Source organism: Acinetobacter sp. 797_lipA (assembly GCF_058243025.1).
Map to the genome: position 1 here is coordinate 2,428,891 of NZ_JBZAYQ010000001.1, position 17,113 is coordinate 2,446,003.

At 42.1% G+C, this 17,113-nt stretch carries 12 protein-coding genes and 10 tRNA genes; 7 read left to right on the plus strand and 15 right to left on the minus strand.

The window, feature by feature from the left end; genetic code table 11:
* The first annotated feature begins 101 nt into the window (after positions 1–101).
* The 4 genes from yccS (at position 102) to AC4CU2_RS11980 (ending at position 6,634) form a co-directional block, all read left to right on the plus strand.
* Positions 102–2,276 carry a YccS family putative transporter gene (gene yccS / locus AC4CU2_RS11965; RefSeq protein WP_490768882.1) on the plus strand — a complete coding sequence of 725 codons (2,175 nt, stop codon included), beginning with the start codon at positions 102–104 and terminating at the stop codon, positions 2,274–2,276.
* Positions 2,277–2,361: 85 nt separating this feature from the next.
* Entirely contained in the window at positions 2,362–2,922 is a 561-nt protein-coding gene (locus tag AC4CU2_RS11970) for a hypothetical protein (protein WP_490768883.1), read from the plus strand.
* A gap of 171 nt (positions 2,923–3,093) precedes the next feature.
* Positions 3,094–5,760, plus strand: a complete 2,667-nt coding sequence (locus tag AC4CU2_RS11975; protein WP_490768884.1) for a PepSY domain-containing protein — start codon at positions 3,094–3,096, stop codon at positions 5,758–5,760.
* A gap of 94 nt (positions 5,761–5,854) precedes the next feature.
* The gene (locus tag AC4CU2_RS11980) at positions 5,855–6,634 is read left to right on the plus strand and encodes a YdcF family protein (RefSeq protein WP_490769235.1); all 780 of its coding nucleotides are present in this window, start codon (positions 5,855–5,857) and stop codon (positions 6,632–6,634) included.
* A 17-nt stretch (positions 6,635–6,651) separates the two neighbouring features.
* Here the strand turns inward: AC4CU2_RS11980 and AC4CU2_RS11985 are convergent, their stop codons facing one another.
* The 13 genes from AC4CU2_RS11985 to AC4CU2_RS12045 all read right to left on the minus strand — a co-directional run bounded on the left by AC4CU2_RS11985 (position 6,652) and on the right by AC4CU2_RS12045 (position 9,552).
* Positions 6,652–7,113 (minus strand): DUF2750 domain-containing protein, encoded by a 462-nt coding sequence (locus AC4CU2_RS11985; protein ID WP_004981136.1) that lies wholly within the window; start codon positions 7,111–7,113, stop codon positions 6,652–6,654.
* An 85-nt stretch (positions 7,114–7,198) separates the two neighbouring features.
* Positions 7,199–7,274, minus strand: a tRNA-Val gene (locus tag AC4CU2_RS11990).
* Between the two features lie 87 nt (positions 7,275–7,361).
* Positions 7,362–7,438, minus strand: a tRNA-Asp gene (locus AC4CU2_RS11995).
* Between the two features lie 50 nt (positions 7,439–7,488).
* Positions 7,489–7,564: transfer RNA gene (locus AC4CU2_RS12000), tRNA-Val, on the minus strand.
* A gap of 63 nt (positions 7,565–7,627) precedes the next feature.
* Positions 7,628–7,704: transfer RNA gene (locus AC4CU2_RS12005), tRNA-Asp, on the minus strand.
* Between the two features lie 11 nt (positions 7,705–7,715).
* Positions 7,716–7,791 (minus strand) — tRNA-Val (locus AC4CU2_RS12010).
* 68 nt (positions 7,792–7,859) lie between these two features.
* Positions 7,860–7,936: transfer RNA gene (locus tag AC4CU2_RS12015), tRNA-Asp, on the minus strand.
* Between the two features lie 13 nt (positions 7,937–7,949).
* Positions 7,950–8,025, minus strand: a tRNA-Val gene (locus AC4CU2_RS12020).
* A gap of 21 nt (positions 8,026–8,046) precedes the next feature.
* Positions 8,047–8,123, minus strand: a tRNA-Asp gene (locus AC4CU2_RS12025).
* A gap of 49 nt (positions 8,124–8,172) precedes the next feature.
* Positions 8,173–8,249, minus strand: a tRNA-Asp gene (locus tag AC4CU2_RS12030).
* Between the two features lie 25 nt (positions 8,250–8,274).
* Positions 8,275–8,350 (minus strand) — tRNA-Val (locus AC4CU2_RS12035).
* A gap of 306 nt (positions 8,351–8,656) precedes the next feature.
* On the minus strand, positions 8,657–9,160 hold the full coding sequence (gene elsL / locus AC4CU2_RS12040; RefSeq protein WP_490768885.1) for a cell wall-recycling L,D-carboxypeptidase ElsL: 504 nt from the start codon (positions 9,158–9,160) through the stop codon (positions 8,657–8,659).
* Positions 9,160–9,552 (minus strand): YbaN family protein, encoded by a 393-nt coding sequence (locus AC4CU2_RS12045; protein WP_148826485.1) that lies wholly within the window; start codon positions 9,550–9,552, stop codon positions 9,160–9,162. Before AC4CU2_RS12045 ends, elsL begins: the two co-directional genes overlap by 1 nt.
* Before the next feature lie 97 nt (positions 9,553–9,649).
* Between AC4CU2_RS12045 and AC4CU2_RS12050 the strand changes: the two genes are divergently transcribed.
* The 3 genes from AC4CU2_RS12050 to dapE all read left to right on the plus strand — a co-directional run bounded on the left by AC4CU2_RS12050 (position 9,650) and on the right by dapE (position 12,083).
* Complete coding sequence (locus AC4CU2_RS12050; RefSeq protein WP_490768886.1) at positions 9,650–10,528, plus strand: DUF1853 family protein; 879 nt, start codon at positions 9,650–9,652, stop codon at positions 10,526–10,528.
* Positions 10,529–10,685: 157 nt separating this feature from the next.
* A complete protein-coding gene (locus tag AC4CU2_RS12055; RefSeq protein ID WP_058952131.1) occupies positions 10,686–10,832 on the plus strand; it encodes an entericidin A/B family lipoprotein in 147 nt (48 codons plus the stop codon).
* 117 nt (positions 10,833–10,949) lie between these two features.
* Positions 10,950–12,083: a succinyl-diaminopimelate desuccinylase gene (dapE, locus tag AC4CU2_RS12060; RefSeq protein ID WP_058952132.1), complete on the plus strand. Its 1,134-nt coding sequence runs from the start codon at positions 10,950–10,952 to the stop codon at positions 12,081–12,083.
* A gap of 65 nt (positions 12,084–12,148) precedes the next feature.
* Here dapE and AC4CU2_RS12065 read toward each other — a convergent pair whose 3' ends face one another.
* Both AC4CU2_RS12065 and AC4CU2_RS12070 read right to left on the minus strand, forming a co-directional pair.
* Positions 12,149–12,604, minus strand: coding sequence for a hypothetical protein (locus tag AC4CU2_RS12065; RefSeq protein WP_114837795.1), 456 nt, complete (start codon positions 12,602–12,604; stop codon positions 12,149–12,151).
* A 4-nt stretch (positions 12,605–12,608) separates the two neighbouring features.
* Positions 12,609–17,087, minus strand: a complete 4,479-nt coding sequence (locus AC4CU2_RS12070; RefSeq protein ID WP_490768887.1) for a hybrid sensor histidine kinase/response regulator — start codon at positions 17,085–17,087, stop codon at positions 12,609–12,611.
* Between the last annotated feature and the right edge of the window lie 26 nt (positions 17,088–17,113).

Here is a 17,113-nt window from a genome sequence, read left to right on the forward strand (position 1 = left end):
TTTACACGCTCCATAGTATGATTTATAGCAGAGCAGGTGAAATTTCACATATTCTCATATTTGAAAATTGTCCAACCCTAAGTGACAAACAAAGGTGCCCTTTGAAAGCATGGCTGACCAGTCTAAAACAGGCTACTTATAATACAACCTTCATGTATAACCTCCGCATGGTTATTACTTTTGCAGGGACGGCTTTTGTTCCATATTTTATGGGTTTTCAGCTGGCAACTATTCCGCTGACACTCGGCGCAGTTGCTGCGGGTTTAAGTGATATTGATGACCGCTTTTCCGTGCGAATCATGAATTTAATTTTTACCTATATTGGCTTTTTCATTACCGCAACGTCGATTTACTTTTTATTTCCACATCCAATTTTATTCGCACTGGGTCTAATCGTTTCGTGTATTGGTCTAATTTTACTGGGCTCACTGGGACGTCGTTATGCCACCATTTCCTATGGTTGCTTAGTGGTTTCCGTTTACTCCATGCTCGGTGTCGGACTTTTTGACAACTGGTATACACAACCATCTCTGCTGGTGATTGGAGCAATTTGGTATAGCGTTATTTCAACTATCAGTTTTCTGCTCTTTCCCGTTCGTCAGGTTCAAGACAATCTATCGAAGTGTTATTCCTCACTCGCCGATTTTCTGTTTGCCAAATCCAACCTCTTTGATGTCGATATGACAGCAAACAGCTATCAACAGAGTATGATTGAACTGTCGTTGGAAAATGGTAAATTAATTGCAATTTTCAACGACATGAAAACCGCCCTACTCACCCGTTTAAAAGGTGACCGTGGACAACGAGATACCCGTCGCAGTCTGCAATATTATTTTGTGGCACAAGATATTCACGAGCGTGCAGATTCAGCACATATTGACTATCAAAAACTCGCGAAAATTTTTCAACACAGCGATATTTTATTCCGCTTTCAACGAATTTTATCCATTCAAGCCAAAGCCTGTAAGGACTTAAGCACCAGCATTTTAAACCGTCAAACCTATACCCATAATAAGCGCTTTAAACATGCTTTTGAAAATCTCCGTTTATCACTAGAAAAGCTCAGAGACGAACAACAATATGACCAAATTTGGGTCAATGCTCTGTTTTCACTGTATCAAAACTTAAAGTCGATTGATGCACAGCTACGTAACTTAGAAACTGAACGCAATATTAAACTCGATAAAACCAAACATATCGAAAGCCAGCTCAAAGATGATGATCTAAAAGGCTGGGATGACATTAAGGTTCGGATTAAACAACATCTCACCCCAGAATCGGTTTTATTTCGACACGCGATTCGTCTGTCTATCGTGCTGTTAGTTGGATATATCTTTGTTCAAGTCACCAACATTGAATATGGGTACTGGATTCTACTTACAGCGCTATTTGTCAGTCAACCCAACTTCAACGCAACCAAACGTCGTTTACGTTTACGTATCATAGGGACTTTGGTCGGAATCATTTTAGGGTATGCCGTATTGTACTTTGTACCTTCGATTGAAGGACAACTTCTCGTCTTGGTCATCAGCGGGGTACTTTTCTTTGAGCTTCGTAGTAAACAATATGCTCAAGCCACCGCTTTCATCACTATTTTGGCGCTGATTAATTTCAACTTAGATGGTATGGGATACGAAGCTGCCCTTCCGCGCATGATGGATACCTTAATTGGCTGTGGTTTGGCATGGTTAGGTGTAAGTTTTATTTTCCCAGACTGGAAGTTCCGTCGCCTACCCCGCACAATTTATCGTTCGCTTTCCGCTCAATGCGATTATTTGGCAGAGGTAATTGAACAGTATAAGTCTGGACGCAACAATGGCCTGAATTATCGCGTGGTCCGTCGTGCGGCACACAATACCGATGCCGAAGTTGCTTCACTCATTTCCACTTTAGCCACCGAGCCCGATTTTGACCCAACGCAAAAAAGCTTGGCGTTTGAGTTCTTGTGTCTCAATCATACTTTTATTAGCTATATTGCAGCTTTGGGGGCTCATCGCGAAAAAATTGACGACCCAGAAATTTTAGAATTGATGGATCGCGCTTTTGACAATATCCAAGGTGCGCTCCTGCGGGATGAAATGCCTGATTTAACTGCGCAAAATATGCTACAGACCATTCGTCAGCGTTTAAGCCAAAATAATGAGGAAGATCAGAAAGCATTGATCATTTTACAACAGCTTTCGTTGATGTTTAGCATCTTGAATCAGTTTAGTCGTTTGAAGCAAAGTTTAAGCCACGAACGGGATCATGAGGCCACAGAACTGGCTTCATTATAATTTGGGTGATTTTGGAACAATATACTCACTGAAATGCTCTAAATGATGCTAAACTTTTTGCAGTTTTAAATCTGTTACTTTCACTATGACCGCGAAAAATTTATACGCTTATACTTTACAGCCTGTGACCTATGAAATCACTGAAGCTGAACAACGCGATGCTCAATTAAAAATTTGGCGTAGCACAAACAAAATTAGCATTAAAGCTTGGATCATCATGGCTGTCGTTACAGCCCTTTCGATTCTTGGCCTAATTTTACTCAAAAATTATTCAACCATCTTTTGTTGGGTCGCAATCGCCTGCGTCGTAGTTTACCTTTTAGTCCGTAAATTCGGTTTAGAATGGTATGTGAAGCGCAAAATGAATGAATTTCCAGTACAGGAAATTAAAGGCATTCGTTTAGGTGTACAACCTCACGGCCTGATTATGCGCCAGAAAATGGGAATGCAAGAAGGTGTCGGTGCAATTGGTTGGAAAGACATCTACGAATGGTACAACACACCTGAGTTTTTGTTGATTAAATTCAAAGTGAAAGGCCAAGAAGGTGCATACATTCTGCCAAAACGCATGGATAGCAAAAACTTCTCGTTTAATACGATTCGTAAACATTTAAAAGAAACAGTTGGTGAAGCACAGCCACTTTAAGTCCTGCTTTCTCCTCTGTAAAAAACCTCCAACTTTTGGAGGTTTTTTTATATCCCAAACCCTCGAATACAAATGATAATGAGAATAAATATTAATTTCTAAATCCATATTATCTTCTCAATCTTCAGGTATAATTTCCGCACAACAAATCGCTCACCATTAAGTATCGCCATGTTTAAAAAAACATTTTTCCAAGTGCATTGGTTTTTGGGAATCACTGCGGGTCTTATCCTGTCGCTTATGGGCGTCACAGGGGCCATCTATTCTTATGAACAACAAATCTTAAAATGGATGAACCCAGAAAGCTATACCGTTCAAGCAACACAAAACAATAAATTAACCCCTGCTGAGCTGTATCTACATTTCCAAAAACAAGATCCTGCCATCAAAATCAATAGTATTACGATTGCTCAAGAGCCAACCACTTCAAGTACGGTTAATATCGAGAAAGAAGGCGCACGTCGTGGTTATAACATGATGGTGAACCCGTATACTGCTGAAGTCTTACCCGAAGTTAAAGGCCGTGAGTTTTTTAACTTTATTCAACAGTTGCACCGTAATTTAACTGTTGGTCCTGTCGGTAAACAAATTACTGGCGCTTGTACCCTCATGCTTATTTTCTTTGTATTGAGTGGCCTGTACTTACGTTGGCCCAAACGTCATTCCATCAAACAATGGTTTTTTATTAAACCTAAATTGAAAGGACGTAACTTCATTTGGGATTTGCATGCTGTTGTTGGTACTTGGGTGGTGATTTTTTATCTGATCTTGGCCTGTACAGGACTGTACTGGTCTTATGATTGGTGGCGCGATGGCATGTTTAAAGTCCTCGGCGTTGAACGCCCACAAGCACAAATGCAAGAAGGACCCCGTCCAAATACTGGTGCAGCTCAAGGCCCACGTGGCGAACAGGCTGGTGCTCGTGGTGGCGAATCACGTGAGCAAGGTCGTGGCGGGCCACAAGGTGAGCACGCTGCACGTGGCGAACGTGGGCAAAGCGAACAACATGGCGAGCGTAAAGGCTTATCTCCTGAACAAGTGCAAATTGCTTTAACCCAAACATGGACAGGATTTAACGCACAAGTTGGTCGAGACTATTCAACCCTGACCCTAAATATTCCGAAAAAGTCTGACGGTACACTTGAGCTTTCATTTGTAGATGCAATTCCACAGCATGAGCGGGCGAGAAACTCAGCGGTCTTCAATTATCAAACTTCACAAATTGAAAAAATGGAGTTGTATGAGCAGAAGAAGCTGAATGAAAAAATCATGAGCAGTATGCTTCCTGTGCACCGTGGTAGCTTCTTTGGCCCAATTTATCAATTCTTTGCCATGTTTGCATCACTGATGATGCCACTGTTCTTTGTAACGGGTTGGATGCTGTATCTTAAACGCCGTAAGCAAAAGAAACTCACCCAGCAAGCCCGTGGTGGAGCGTTGAATGTTCCGGTTGATCCACATGCGAAACCATGGCTCATTGCCTATGCAACTCAAACGGGTGTTTCTGAACAAATTGCTTGGCGTACTGCAACCAGCTTACAAGAAGCAAGACAACCTGTAAGCGTTAAAGCTGTACAACACTTAACACAGGATGACCTAAAAGCTGCTGAGCAAGTGCTTCTTGTTGCAAGTACTTATGGCACGGGTGAAGCACCTGACTTAGCCAGTAGTTTTGAAAAGAAATTTTTAAATACAACTTTGGATTTGTCACACCTTCACTATGCCGTGTTGGCTTTAGGCTCTCAAGAATATCCTGACTCCTATTGTAGTTTTGGACATCGTATTGACCGTTGGTTAAAAGCCAATGGCGCACATGCTTTGTTTGAAATAATTGAAGTCAACAACGCAGATAACAATGATATTCAACGTTGGAACAGTGCTCTTGCCTCTGCAACCAAACTTGAGCTTCAAGCCATGAATATTGACAAAACCTTTGATCAATGGAATTTGGCACAACGTGAAGTACTCAATCCAAATAGTGTCGGAGCACATGCTTATAATATTGAGCTAAAAACCAACTTCGATGCAACATGGCAAGCAGGTGATATTGCTGAAGTTCAACCAGGTAACAGCACCGCACGTATCCAAGCCTTCATGCAAAAGCATCACATTCCAGCACAGAGCATCGTTGAGTCTTTAGCCATTTCAATTGAGCAAGCGCTTTGGGATAAGAACCTCAACACAGAGATTGAGCCTTTTGCCAATTTGGAACATTTACTGGAACAGTTGAGCCTTTTACCTACACGTGAATACTCGATTGCAAGTGTACCGACTCAACAAGTGTTACGTTTGGTCGTACGCCAACAGCAAGATTCAGCAGGTGAACTGGGCTTAGGTTCTGGTTGGTTAACCCAACATGCCGAGCTTCAGCAACCTATCGCACTACGTATTCGTACCAATGAATCTTTCCACTTGATCAATGACAACCGTCCTATCATTTGTATTGGAAACGGCACAGGCATCGCTGGTTTAATGAGTCTACTCCATGCACGTACCCGCCTAGACTATACGCAAAACTGGTTGATCTTTGGTGAGCGTCAACGTGAACATGATTTCTTCTATCAAAGTACGATTGAAGCGTGGCAAACCACAGGCATGCTACAACGCTTAGATTTAGCCTTCTCACGAGATCAAGCAGAGAAAGTCTATGTACACCATAAACTACGTGAACAAGCCACTGAGCTTAAAACATGGGTTGAAAATGGTGCCGTAATTTATGTCTGCGGTAGCATTAATGGTATGGCTAGCGATGTCGATGCTGCGCTAATTGAAATCTTAGGCGAAGAAAAATTAGATCAACTCCGTCAAGAAGGTCGTTACCGTCGTGATGTTTACTAAACACTAAGCCCAAGTGAAAACCGAGCCACAGCGCTCGGTTTTTTTCATGCATAAATTTGCTAGAATCCATGCAAACGATACCCCACAAGCCTGTATGCAAAAATCAAAAAGAGTCATTAGTTTTATTATCGGGTCATTACTGTTCGCAGACGGCTTATATTTTGTTTTACAACTACGCTTTAATTTTGGCACGCTCCTGCCCTTATTGATTGGACTAGGTCTGATCATTTATGCACTGGCCTATCCTAAACTTATCGCCTATATTCAAACCAATACAATCAGACAATCAATATGGCGTTGGGCTTGGGCGATTTTCTTTGTTTGGGTTTTTAGCTTAGTCATTTTCTTCGTCTTTTTAGGGTTTTCAAATCAACAAAATACCCCTCATGTTGCTGTACCCGCTATTGTAGTTCTTGGGAGTGGTCTGAAGCATGGAAAACCGAGTCCAATATTGGCCAGCCGTTTAGATCAAGCGGCAAACTATGCCAAGCTACATCCCAACAGCATTATGGTCGTCAGTGGTGGCCTATCTTTTCAGCAAAAAAATAGTGAAGCTGAAGCAATGCGGCAGTATCTGATTGATGTACACCATATCCCAGCACAGCGTATTTACACCGAAGATCAAAGCACCAGTACTGAGTTAAATCTGATCAATAGTAAAAAGATTTTAGCCAAGCAGCATATTTCCCTACAGCAACCGATTGCTATTGTGACCAGCGATTTTCATATCCCCCGTAGTCGTGCTATAGCCATACGTCAGGGTTATCAAACACCTATCATGATCAGCGCTCAGACACCTCTTGCCACTCGCTATAATGCATGGTTACGTGAGTATTTTGCATATTGGAGTGGTTGGCTACTCAATGAATACTAAAATGAAATCCTCATGAATTAATGGAGGCGAATTGTCCGTGGCGATGGTAATTGTAATTGTTTAAATAATTCAGGCTTCTGCATTGAAAATTGATATAAATAGTTTTTGATATCTAATAATAATTTTTCTGGTGCAACCAAGACATTCTGCCCTTCTGGGCTTAAATTCATCGAAACCGTGGTTTTTTCTGCACGTAAGAATGGAATCACTTTTTCGACTAAATCGCTAAGACCAATACTCTGGATTTCGTAGCCTGCCCAATTATCTTTCACTAAAAGCTGTGCTAAACCTTTACTCTGCCACATCGCAAATGAACGTTGACCGGTTGGCGTAGCACATAAAGCCCAGCCATCTTGGTATAAGGCAATAACATGGCCTTGATGCACGATAGTTTCGATAAAAAGACGATAGATTTCAAGAGGATCGTAAGCAATATTTTGATTTTTAGACGCAGCTTTGCGTTGATATGGGTTTCTCATAAATCTGTCATATTTTAAAATTATTATTGCACAGAAGTGTATGAAAACAGCTTGAAATAAGCAAGGTTTTTACGATAAGGGAATATGGTGGGCGCTGACGGGATCGAACCGCCGACATTCTGCTTGTAAGGCAGACGCTCTACCAACTGAGCTAAGCGCCCTTGAGAAATAAAAATAGCGTCGCTATTTTATGATGCAAGAAAAAAATCTTGCTTGATTCCATTTACTAGCACAAGGGATCTAGAAAATGGCGCAGCGGACGGGGCTCGAACCCGCGACCCCCGGCGTGACAGGCCGGTATTCTAACCAACTGAACTACCGCTGCAACGGTAATTGCGAATGCAATTAGGGTCATTAAGCTTTACAGCTTGAATATGGTGGGCGCTGACGGGATCGAACCGCCGACATTCTGCTTGTAAGGCAGACGCTCTACCAACTGAGCTAAGCGCCCTGATTAAGATTGTCAGTCTTAGTGTTCAAATTTAAGCTCAGGGACTTAAATTTATATTTTAAATGGCGCAGCGGACGGGGCTCGAACCCGCGACCCCCGGCGTGACAGGCCGGTATTCTAACCAACTGAACTACCGCTGCGTCGTAAAATATGGTGGGCGCTGACGGGATCGAACCGCCGACATTCTGCTTGTAAGGCAGACGCTCTACCAACTGAGCTAAGCGCCCTGATTAAGATTGTCAGTCTTAGTTTTTAAACTCAAGCTCAGGAACTTAAATTTAATCGATTCTTTGAATGGCGCAGCGGACGGGGCTCGAACCCGCGACCCCCGGCGTGACAGGCCGGTATTCTAACCAACTGAACTACCGCTGCATCGCAAAAAATCTGGTGGGCGCTGACGGGATCGAACCGCCGACATTCTGCTTGTAAGGCAGACGCTCTACCAACTGAGCTAAGCGCCCTCATTAAGGATTCTGTATAAATGGCGCAGCGGACGGGGCTCGAACCCGCGACCCCCGGCGTGACAGGCCGGTATTCTAACCAACTGAACTACCGCTGCACTTACACAAAGTCACTAATGTGGTACAAACAATATTAAAAATCTTAAGTGGCGCAGCGGACGGGGCTCGAACCCGCGACCCCCGGCGTGACAGGCCGGTATTCTAACCAACTGAACTACCGCTGCACGTAAGATCTTTAACGTAAAGGCTTGGTGGGCGCTGACGGGATCGAACCGCCGACATTCTGCTTGTAAGGCAGACGCTCTACCAACTGAGCTAAGCGCCCTTAACGTCTTTATCGTTTGTGAGGTGCATTATAGAGAATCTTTACAGGCTGTCAAACGCTTTTCGGCTTGTTTTCGCTTTTTTGCAATCGAGTGATTAAAAAATAGGTCAAATGGTATAAAAACAAGTATTTTCTGTATGTTATTTAACATATTTGCGAAAATTAAAATGATTATTCGCTAAATTTCTTTTCCTCAAAATACACATTTTCTATGACTAATCCCCTTCTTCTACTCAATATTCATATTTTAAATTACAGCGTTGAATACTCAATAAAATAAGCTTGCACATTTTTTAACATCTATTTTTAGAGTTCAAGTTTATGTTCGGAAATATAAACCAGCGCATTGCAATCAATTAGTTCAAATAACTCTATGACATCCGTATTACGCATACGAATACAGCCATGCGACATCGGCATCCCCATTGGTTCACTATCTGGTGTTCCATGAATATAGATATAACGTTGATAGGTATCGCAGCCTTCCCCGCGATTAAAGCCCTCTTCTAAACCACTCAGCCATAGAATCCGAGACAAAATCCAGTCCCGCTCAGGAAACTGGTTGGCTAAATCGGTGTCGTAAACTTCCCCTGTAGGCTTTCGAGCAATAAAAACGGCATTTTGCGGTTGCTCAGCGCCATATTTTTCTGCAACGAGATGCCACCCCCGTGGGGTTTTACCACTATTTTCAGTTTCGCCAATGCCATTTTTTCCTGACGAGATCAGATAAAATTTATTCTTTTTAGGCAGCGTTAAAGTCTGTTCAGCCAGATCAATCAAGACGTCTGCATCAGCAATTACATAAGACATCAGTTGTCCTCTATTTGTTTTTTATCTATTACTGTATTTGGTTCTGGGCGTAACCATAACCATATTGCGACAAGCAGCATGGTGGTATTGGTAAATAATTTCACTAAAAATGGTGCATTGGTCAGTAGCATGATCAGTCCACTGATCAACATCATGATACTGGCAAACCATTTCGCTTTACGTGGTACAGTTCCATTGGCACGCCATGCTCTTAACGTTGCACCATATTTAGGATGGTTGAGTAACCAAGCATCCATTTGTGGCCAACCTTTAGATGCAGCCCAAGCGGCCAAGATCAAAAAAACAGTGGTTGGCATACCCGGCAACAGTGCACCGATAAAGCCTAGGATGACAAAGATCACCACTAAACAACGCCAAAACAACGTTTTCATACCACTTTCCTGAACACCGAATTGCGGTAGTATAAAGTGTTTTTTAAGTTTATCCGTTGTCCTTCTGCATATTTAGCTTCTTTTTTAAGGCACTCGCATGCACCTTATTTCACAACATCAGTTGTTCGAACCCTGGCTCCAATTCAAACACCCATTGGTTCGCCAGTTGGCTTTTGCTGTAGCAAGTCCAAACATTTTGTCTGCATTGCCGTTAGAGCTCGATATACAACATGCTTTTCATTTTCATCCCTCACAGATCTGGCAACAGCACTTTCAAACCTATTTACCTCGCCTTAAACAGCTCGATCAAGACCCTAAAGAACTCGAAGACTTTATGGCTCAACTGAAAAGTACCCGTCTGGGTCTGCGCTTTGAAATGTTCATATGGTTTTGGTTATTGGATCATCGCTATCATGCCTATGAATTATTGGGTCATAGTATCCAAATCATTGATGGTGCACGTACTACGGGCGAGTTGGACTTTTTAATTAAAAATACCGAAACCAATCAAGTCGAGCATTGGGAAGTCGCCTTGAAATATTATTTAGGTGAAACAGATCTAAGCTTAACCACATGGTATGGGTTGAATCGTACTGATACTTTAAACCGAAAACTAAAACACTTTACCCATAAACAGTTTCAATTCCAGCAAGCTTTAGACACAGACATTCAAACGCGCTTTGCCGTTTTAAAGGGGCAACTTTTTCTCCCTCTAAGAAATGGTTTCACGGCAGTTGATGCTTTAAATCAATACTCCCTTCCCGATTGGCTCAACCCAGACCGTCGACTAGGCACTTGGGGTAACATCATTCCAAAGGCCGACTTGAATTACTATCGCCTACAACGTCAAGAGTGGATTTGCCCAAATGCAGAAATCAGCAGCCAAAATGCACATTGGTGGGCAAATGGCCTGTACTTACAAAATCAAAACAATCAGTTTTATATGTATCGAAATCCAAATTTGATTTTAACTTGATTTTGCAGAAGTTCCTTTATACAAAAATACATAATACAACATACGCTTACTTATCTCCTGTAAAACCATGCTATTTTTTATAGTGTTTATTTTTTAATCTTAAACAACATCAGAACAAAATCATTTGATGAATACACTAAAAATTTTGGAGATAGAGATGAAAAAAATTGTTTTAAGTTCACTAGTGATGCTTTTTGTTTTAACAGGCTGTAATACCGTCAAAGGTATGGGTAAAGATGTCTCTTCAGCAGGTAATGCTGTATCAAATACCGCTGAAAAAACCCAAGATGAAATCCGCAAGTAATTAATATCTGCACTTCAAAACCTTATCAATTGATAAGGTTTTTTATTGCTAAGTTTCGCATTCCAGAGATTAATCGCCTATTATAGTGCCGACTGTTTTATTGACTTTGAAATGCGCATGACTTCTTCTGCTACTCTCGATTTAAGCCTCCAACTTTTACGTCAGCCATCGGTTACACCTGTGGACCACAACTGTCAAAATATTATGGCTGAACGCTTAAAAAAAATTGGTTTCAACATTGAGTCTATGCGCTTTGATGATGTTGATAACCTATGGGCACGAAAAGGCACTGAAGCACCTGTATTCTGCTTTGCGGGTCACACCGATGTCGTTCCTACAGGTAATTTAGATGCTTGGAACTCAGACCCATTTGCCCCTGAAATTCGTGATGGCAAGCTTTATGGTCGTGGCAGTGCAGACATGAAAACGGCCTTGGCTGCAATGGTGGTTGCTTCTGAGCGCTTTGTTGCAAAACACCCAAATCATAAAGGCTCAATCGCGTTCCTCATCACATCAGATGAAGAAGGCCCATCGATCAATGGCACGGTCAAAGTGATCGAAACACTCGAAGCCCGTAATGAAAAAATGAAGTGGTGTTTGGTGGGTGAACCTTCAAGTACCCATCAACTGGGTGATATTGTTAAAAATGGTCGTCGTGGTTCACTCAATGCAGTACTGACAGTCAAAGGAAAACAAGGTCACGTGGCTTATCCACATTTAGCCATTAACCCAATTCACATGGCCTCTAAAGCTGTTGCTGAACTTTGTGATACGGTTTGGGATCAAGGCAACGAATACTTCCCTGCGACGTCTTTCCAAGTGTCAAATATTCAAGCTGGTACAGGGGCAACCAATGTCGTTCCAGGTACCATGACCGTGACTTTCAATTTCCGTTATTCAACTGAATTGACCGCTGAGGAATTAAAAGCACGTGTTTTAGAAATTTTGGATCGTCATGGTTTAGTCTACGACATTAAATGGACACATTCAGGCTTACCATTCCTGACGCCAGTGGGTGAGTTGGTGAATGCAGCTAAAAATGCCATTCGTAATGTAACTGGTGTAGAAACTGAGCTTTCAACTTCAGGCGGAACATCTGATGGTCGCTTTATTGCTCCTACAGGTGCTCAAGTACTTGAACTTGGTGTTCTCAATGCCAGCATCCATCAAATTGATGAGCATGTGAATGTCGCTGATCTTGAACCACTTGCTGAAATTTACGAACAAATTTTAGAAGGCCTTTTGGTATAAGCATTCAAACCCATATAAAAAAGGAACTCAGTTGAGTTCCTTTTTTATTACATTCAAACTTAAGCTTAAAGCCCTAAACTCGCCTGAATTTTATTTAAATTCGGTACATGGTAAGTCTCATCCCCCATACGCACTAACTGGAAAATGGTGGGATCATTCACAGGGCTTTCATCATCAACAATTTCAGAAATACGCAAACGAATTGACTTCGGCATTTCATTACACATCAAAGCAAAGCGCTGAGAAGCATCATCCCCTTCAATCACCAGCGCCACGCCTTCCGTTTGGTCGGGACGGTTGATGGCATAAACAGGCAAATGTAGATCATGCCATTCCACCGTTTTCACTTGCGTATCACTATCGAGTGCAGATAAAACAATATTTTGCGGCAAGAGCATGGGGTTTTTACCATGACACTCAATAATATAAGCATCAATAAAACCTGTTGATACTGTAATCAGATATTGCAACTCTTGCTGACTGATTTGCTCATTCATGCTCTTTGAAACATTTGCGTTCATTTATTTACCCCTGCTTTTCAGCCAATAGCTGCTGAATGTTGGCAAGTAATTCTGCCTCTTGGAATGGTTTGCCCATGTAGTGTGTCACGCCCAAGCTGAAAGCACGTTCACGGTGTTTTTCACCCGTACGCGATGTAATCATAATAATCGGCAAGTTCTGGTGAATTTCGTGGTGACGAACCAAGTTCGTTACTTCGAAACCATCCATACGTGGCATTTCAATATCCAGCAACATCAGGTCTGGTTTAACGCTCTCAAGCTGTTCCATTGCATCGACACCGTCTTTAGCTGTCACAATATCAAAGCCTTGGCGCTCTAATAAACGCGATGTGACCTTACGAACCGTGACCGAGTCATCCACAATCATCACTAAACGACGCGTATCCTGATGGCGACCAAAATCACGGTGATCGGCGGCATGCGTCACACGCTTGGTACTTAAAATCTGACGTGCAATGTTCTGACCATCTAAAATCAAACACACATGGCCATCACCCAAAATCGTTGCACCCGCAATTGCACCAATGCTGGCAAACTGTTGTCCAACCGGCTTCACTACAATTTGCGCACGTGAACCAATCAGCTGATCAACCAACAATGCAATGGTTTGTCCACTGTTGCCTTTAATTAACAACACTGGCAATGAATGTCCAATATTACTCAAACGCGGAATCGGCTGATTGGATAAAAACTCAGATAAATAGCGCAGTTTATAACTCACACCATCAATTTTGAATTGGTCATCTTTGCTGTGGAAATAGTGATCCAGTGCTGTTGGAGCAATACGCACAATACGATCAATCTGCGCCAATGGAATCGCATATTGTTGATCACCGGCTTTCACCATCAAGGCATCACTCACCGCTACCGTAGTCGGTACGCGAATAATGAAGGTCGTACCGAATCCAATTTCCGATTCAACCGTGACATGTCCGCCCAGTGCTTTAATTTCACTTTGCACCACATCAAGACCGACACCACGTCCAGAAATTTGCGTCACTTCTTTGGCCGTACTAAAACCCGGATGGAAAATAAACTGCAAGATTTCCTGTTTATCTAGCACTTGATCGGTTTTAATTAAACCTAAATTTAGCGCTTTCGCTTTAATCGTGCTTTCATCAATACCCTTACCATCATCTTTAAAGCTGACGATAACATCCGTACCTTGACGACTAATGTTCAGTTCAATTTGGCCTGTCGCTGATTTTTTCGCAGCACTACGTTGTTCCGCATCTTCAATACCGTGGTCGATTGCGTTACGTAGCATATGCTCAAACGGCGTAACCAAACGTTCAAGAATCGTACGGTCTAATTCACCTTCTGTGTTATGGACGACCAGTTCCGTTGGACGGTTCAAGGTTGATGCAGTCTGACGCACAATACGCTGCAAACGCGGCAACATACGGGAGAACGGTACCAAACGTGTCCGCATTAAGCTTTCTTGAATCTCTGCTTGAATACGGGATTGTTGTAATAACAAGCCTTCCGCATCACGAATTTTCTCAGCCAAAGTGCTCTTAAAGTCGACCAAATCCGAAGCTGATTCGGCTAAGGATTTAGACAATTGATTCAGCGATGAATATTGGTCCATTTCCAAGGGGTCAAAGTCTGCGTAGCGCGAGTTTTCAGAACCATGCTTCGCAATAATTTGACTCTCAAGCTCGCCTTCCATTCGACGTAACTGATCTGCCAAACGCTTAATTGCAAGCTCCATCTCGTTCAACGTATTGCCGAGTTGACCTAAATCCATTTCAATACGTGAACGGTTAATTGCATTTTCACCTGATAGGTCGATCATTTTTTCAACCAAATCAGCTGAGATACGGATCATCTCATTACCGCCATCCAAGTGAGTCGTTTCTTTCCACTCACCCAGCATTGCTGGCGGCTCCGTACCATCACCCTGCACAAACTCAAAACTTGGTACCGCATTGAGTAAATCAATTTGAGTTACACGCGTCGGTAATTGCGCAATCACATCCACATAATCAATAGATGCTAAGCTATTTTTCAAACCATCATAATTACTGAAATCACGTTTGAAGATGGCTTGTTTTAACCATTCAAATGCAGTTTGCAATAATGGGTCATACACGTTTGAACTGAAATTATGTACAGCAAATTGCTCAAATGTGGTTTCTAGTTCATAAGCAATCGCACCAACGGGTTCATTCTCCGCCATACGCGCGCCGCCTTTTAAGCTGTGCGCAGCACGTTGCAATTGTAGTAACACACTACGGTCACTACGTTGTTCAGTCCACTGTTTCAGTAAGCCATCCGTAGTCGCTAAAATTTCTTCAGCTTCTTCCAAGAAGGTTTCTTCAACAATTGATAAAAGACTAGCTGCTTCTTCAACAGCGCTGAATGCTTCTTCTTGGACAAGTGACGGAGTATCCAGCTGTTCAACGACAGTAACGTCAGTGTTATCAACTACACTCGGCTCTTCAATCGCAGTTGCTGACTCAACCGCAGCTGCCTCAGCTTCAATCGTTCTATCTATATTAGATAAAGGTTCTTCAACTGCCGCAACAAACGCTTCAACTAAAGGCTCGGATACTGTAGTTGTAACAGTCGTACCCTCAACTAAGCTCTGAATGTTATGCAGTACCTTGATGGTTGCTGTTGCTGGATAATCAACCTTCTCGGTGCGAATGACCTGAATTCGGTCTGCGACGTCATCCTGTACTAAACGTATGATGCTGATCAACTGTGGCGTTGTGGCAATTTGCTGACGAATCACACGTTCATAAATAGACTCTAATTCGTGTGCAATCGAACCAATAAAAGGTGCAGAAATCATATTGGCACCACCTTTTAAGGTGTGCAAATAACGCATTAAATTATTGAGTGCCGCGGTATCATTGCCATTTTTAGACCAAGTATTGAGATCCTGATCCATCCCCATCAATAATTCTTCGGCTTCTTCCAAGAAGATATCGAGCAAATCATCATCAAAATCGGTATTGGCCGTATTCGATTGCTTGTACTGATGATCCGATGCAATTTGCTGCGAAATCTGCGCAAGATCAAGGCTTGGTTGTAAAGTATTTCCAGAAACAATAGCCTCAGCAACAGGTTCAATTACCGTCGTCGAAGTCGATTCAACATCTTGCTGTACGAAGGCCATTAATTCATTCAGAACTTTATGCACTTCTTCAGTCAGAATGACACGCTGACCCGCAGCTAAAGTGTCAAATAAATGGATAAATTCTTGATGTGCCTGACCAAATAACTCGTATGCATAATCTACATTGAGTAATTCTGGCTTTTCCAGTAAGGCTTGATAACCAGCATATAGCTCAGAAGTAAAGTCATGGATTCCTTGTGCAGCACGGTTATTGGTGAATTCCAGCAATTGTTTTGCTTGTTCACCTAAGTGCTGAATATAGTCTGGATATTCAGCTTTGGCCCGCTGATCAAACTCAAACTCGGCGTCAAGCAGCAGATCAATATTTAACTCGATCAGCTTCGAAACCATACCTTGTGGGTTCAGTTCATCGTCTACGTCTTCTATACTGAAACCATAGTTATCCCAAGCCGTAGTGAACGTAGCATAAATCACGTCAAGCTGTTCGTTCGTACCACGCCCAAGCACATGTAAATAGTCACGTACAAATTCAGCATATTGGGTGAGTAAAGAGATTTCCTTCGAAGTAGAAACGATCTCTTCTTGAACCAAGGTTTTAAATAAATTTTCAACTTTTGAGCTGGCATTAAAGACATGCTCAATTTGCGCCATAGACGAACTACCGCGCAATGTATGTAAAGCACGGATTAAACCATTGTAATCTTGTACTTTGGTTTCATCTGCATTTAAGAACTGATCGATAGTCGCTAAATGGTCTTCCGCTTCTTCAATGAAAATCGCTAAAGTTTCTTCAAGGACATCATGCACTTGATCATCCTGCTCAGAAACGTCTGCAACTTGTGGCTCAGATTCAGCCACTTCGATATCGCTCAGCTCTAGTCCCGTCACGACATCATTACTATTTAGATGATTAGACAGTTGTAGCAACTCTTCTAGAGCAGGTTCTAAACTTTGATTTTGTTGTAATTGTTGTCCAATTAAAACCAATGGACGAAGATCAAGATCAATTTCCTGCACCGCTTTAAAAGTCGGATACAGTTTAAATTGATACAGTTTAAATACTGTCTTAGCAAATTTTTGAACCGTTGCTGTGAGCGGTACAGCACCTGAAATCACACGATTTAAGGTATCTTCAACCCCCCATGCTGTTTCACCTGCTGACTTTGCCCCCACCATACGACCAGAGCCTTTTAAGGTATGGAAGTGACGACGTATGCTCAATAAGGTTTCTTGATGGGTCGGTTCAGCGTACCACTTTTCAAATAATGGATCTAACTCAACGAAGATTTCTTCAATTTCTTCAACAAAAATTTCAAGAATTTCTGCATCTTGATCTAGATAACTATCTTCCGGAAGCGTTGTCGTTTCAACTAAATGTTTTAATATTTCTTTCATAGCTAAGGCTTCTTGCGTTGTCAGCT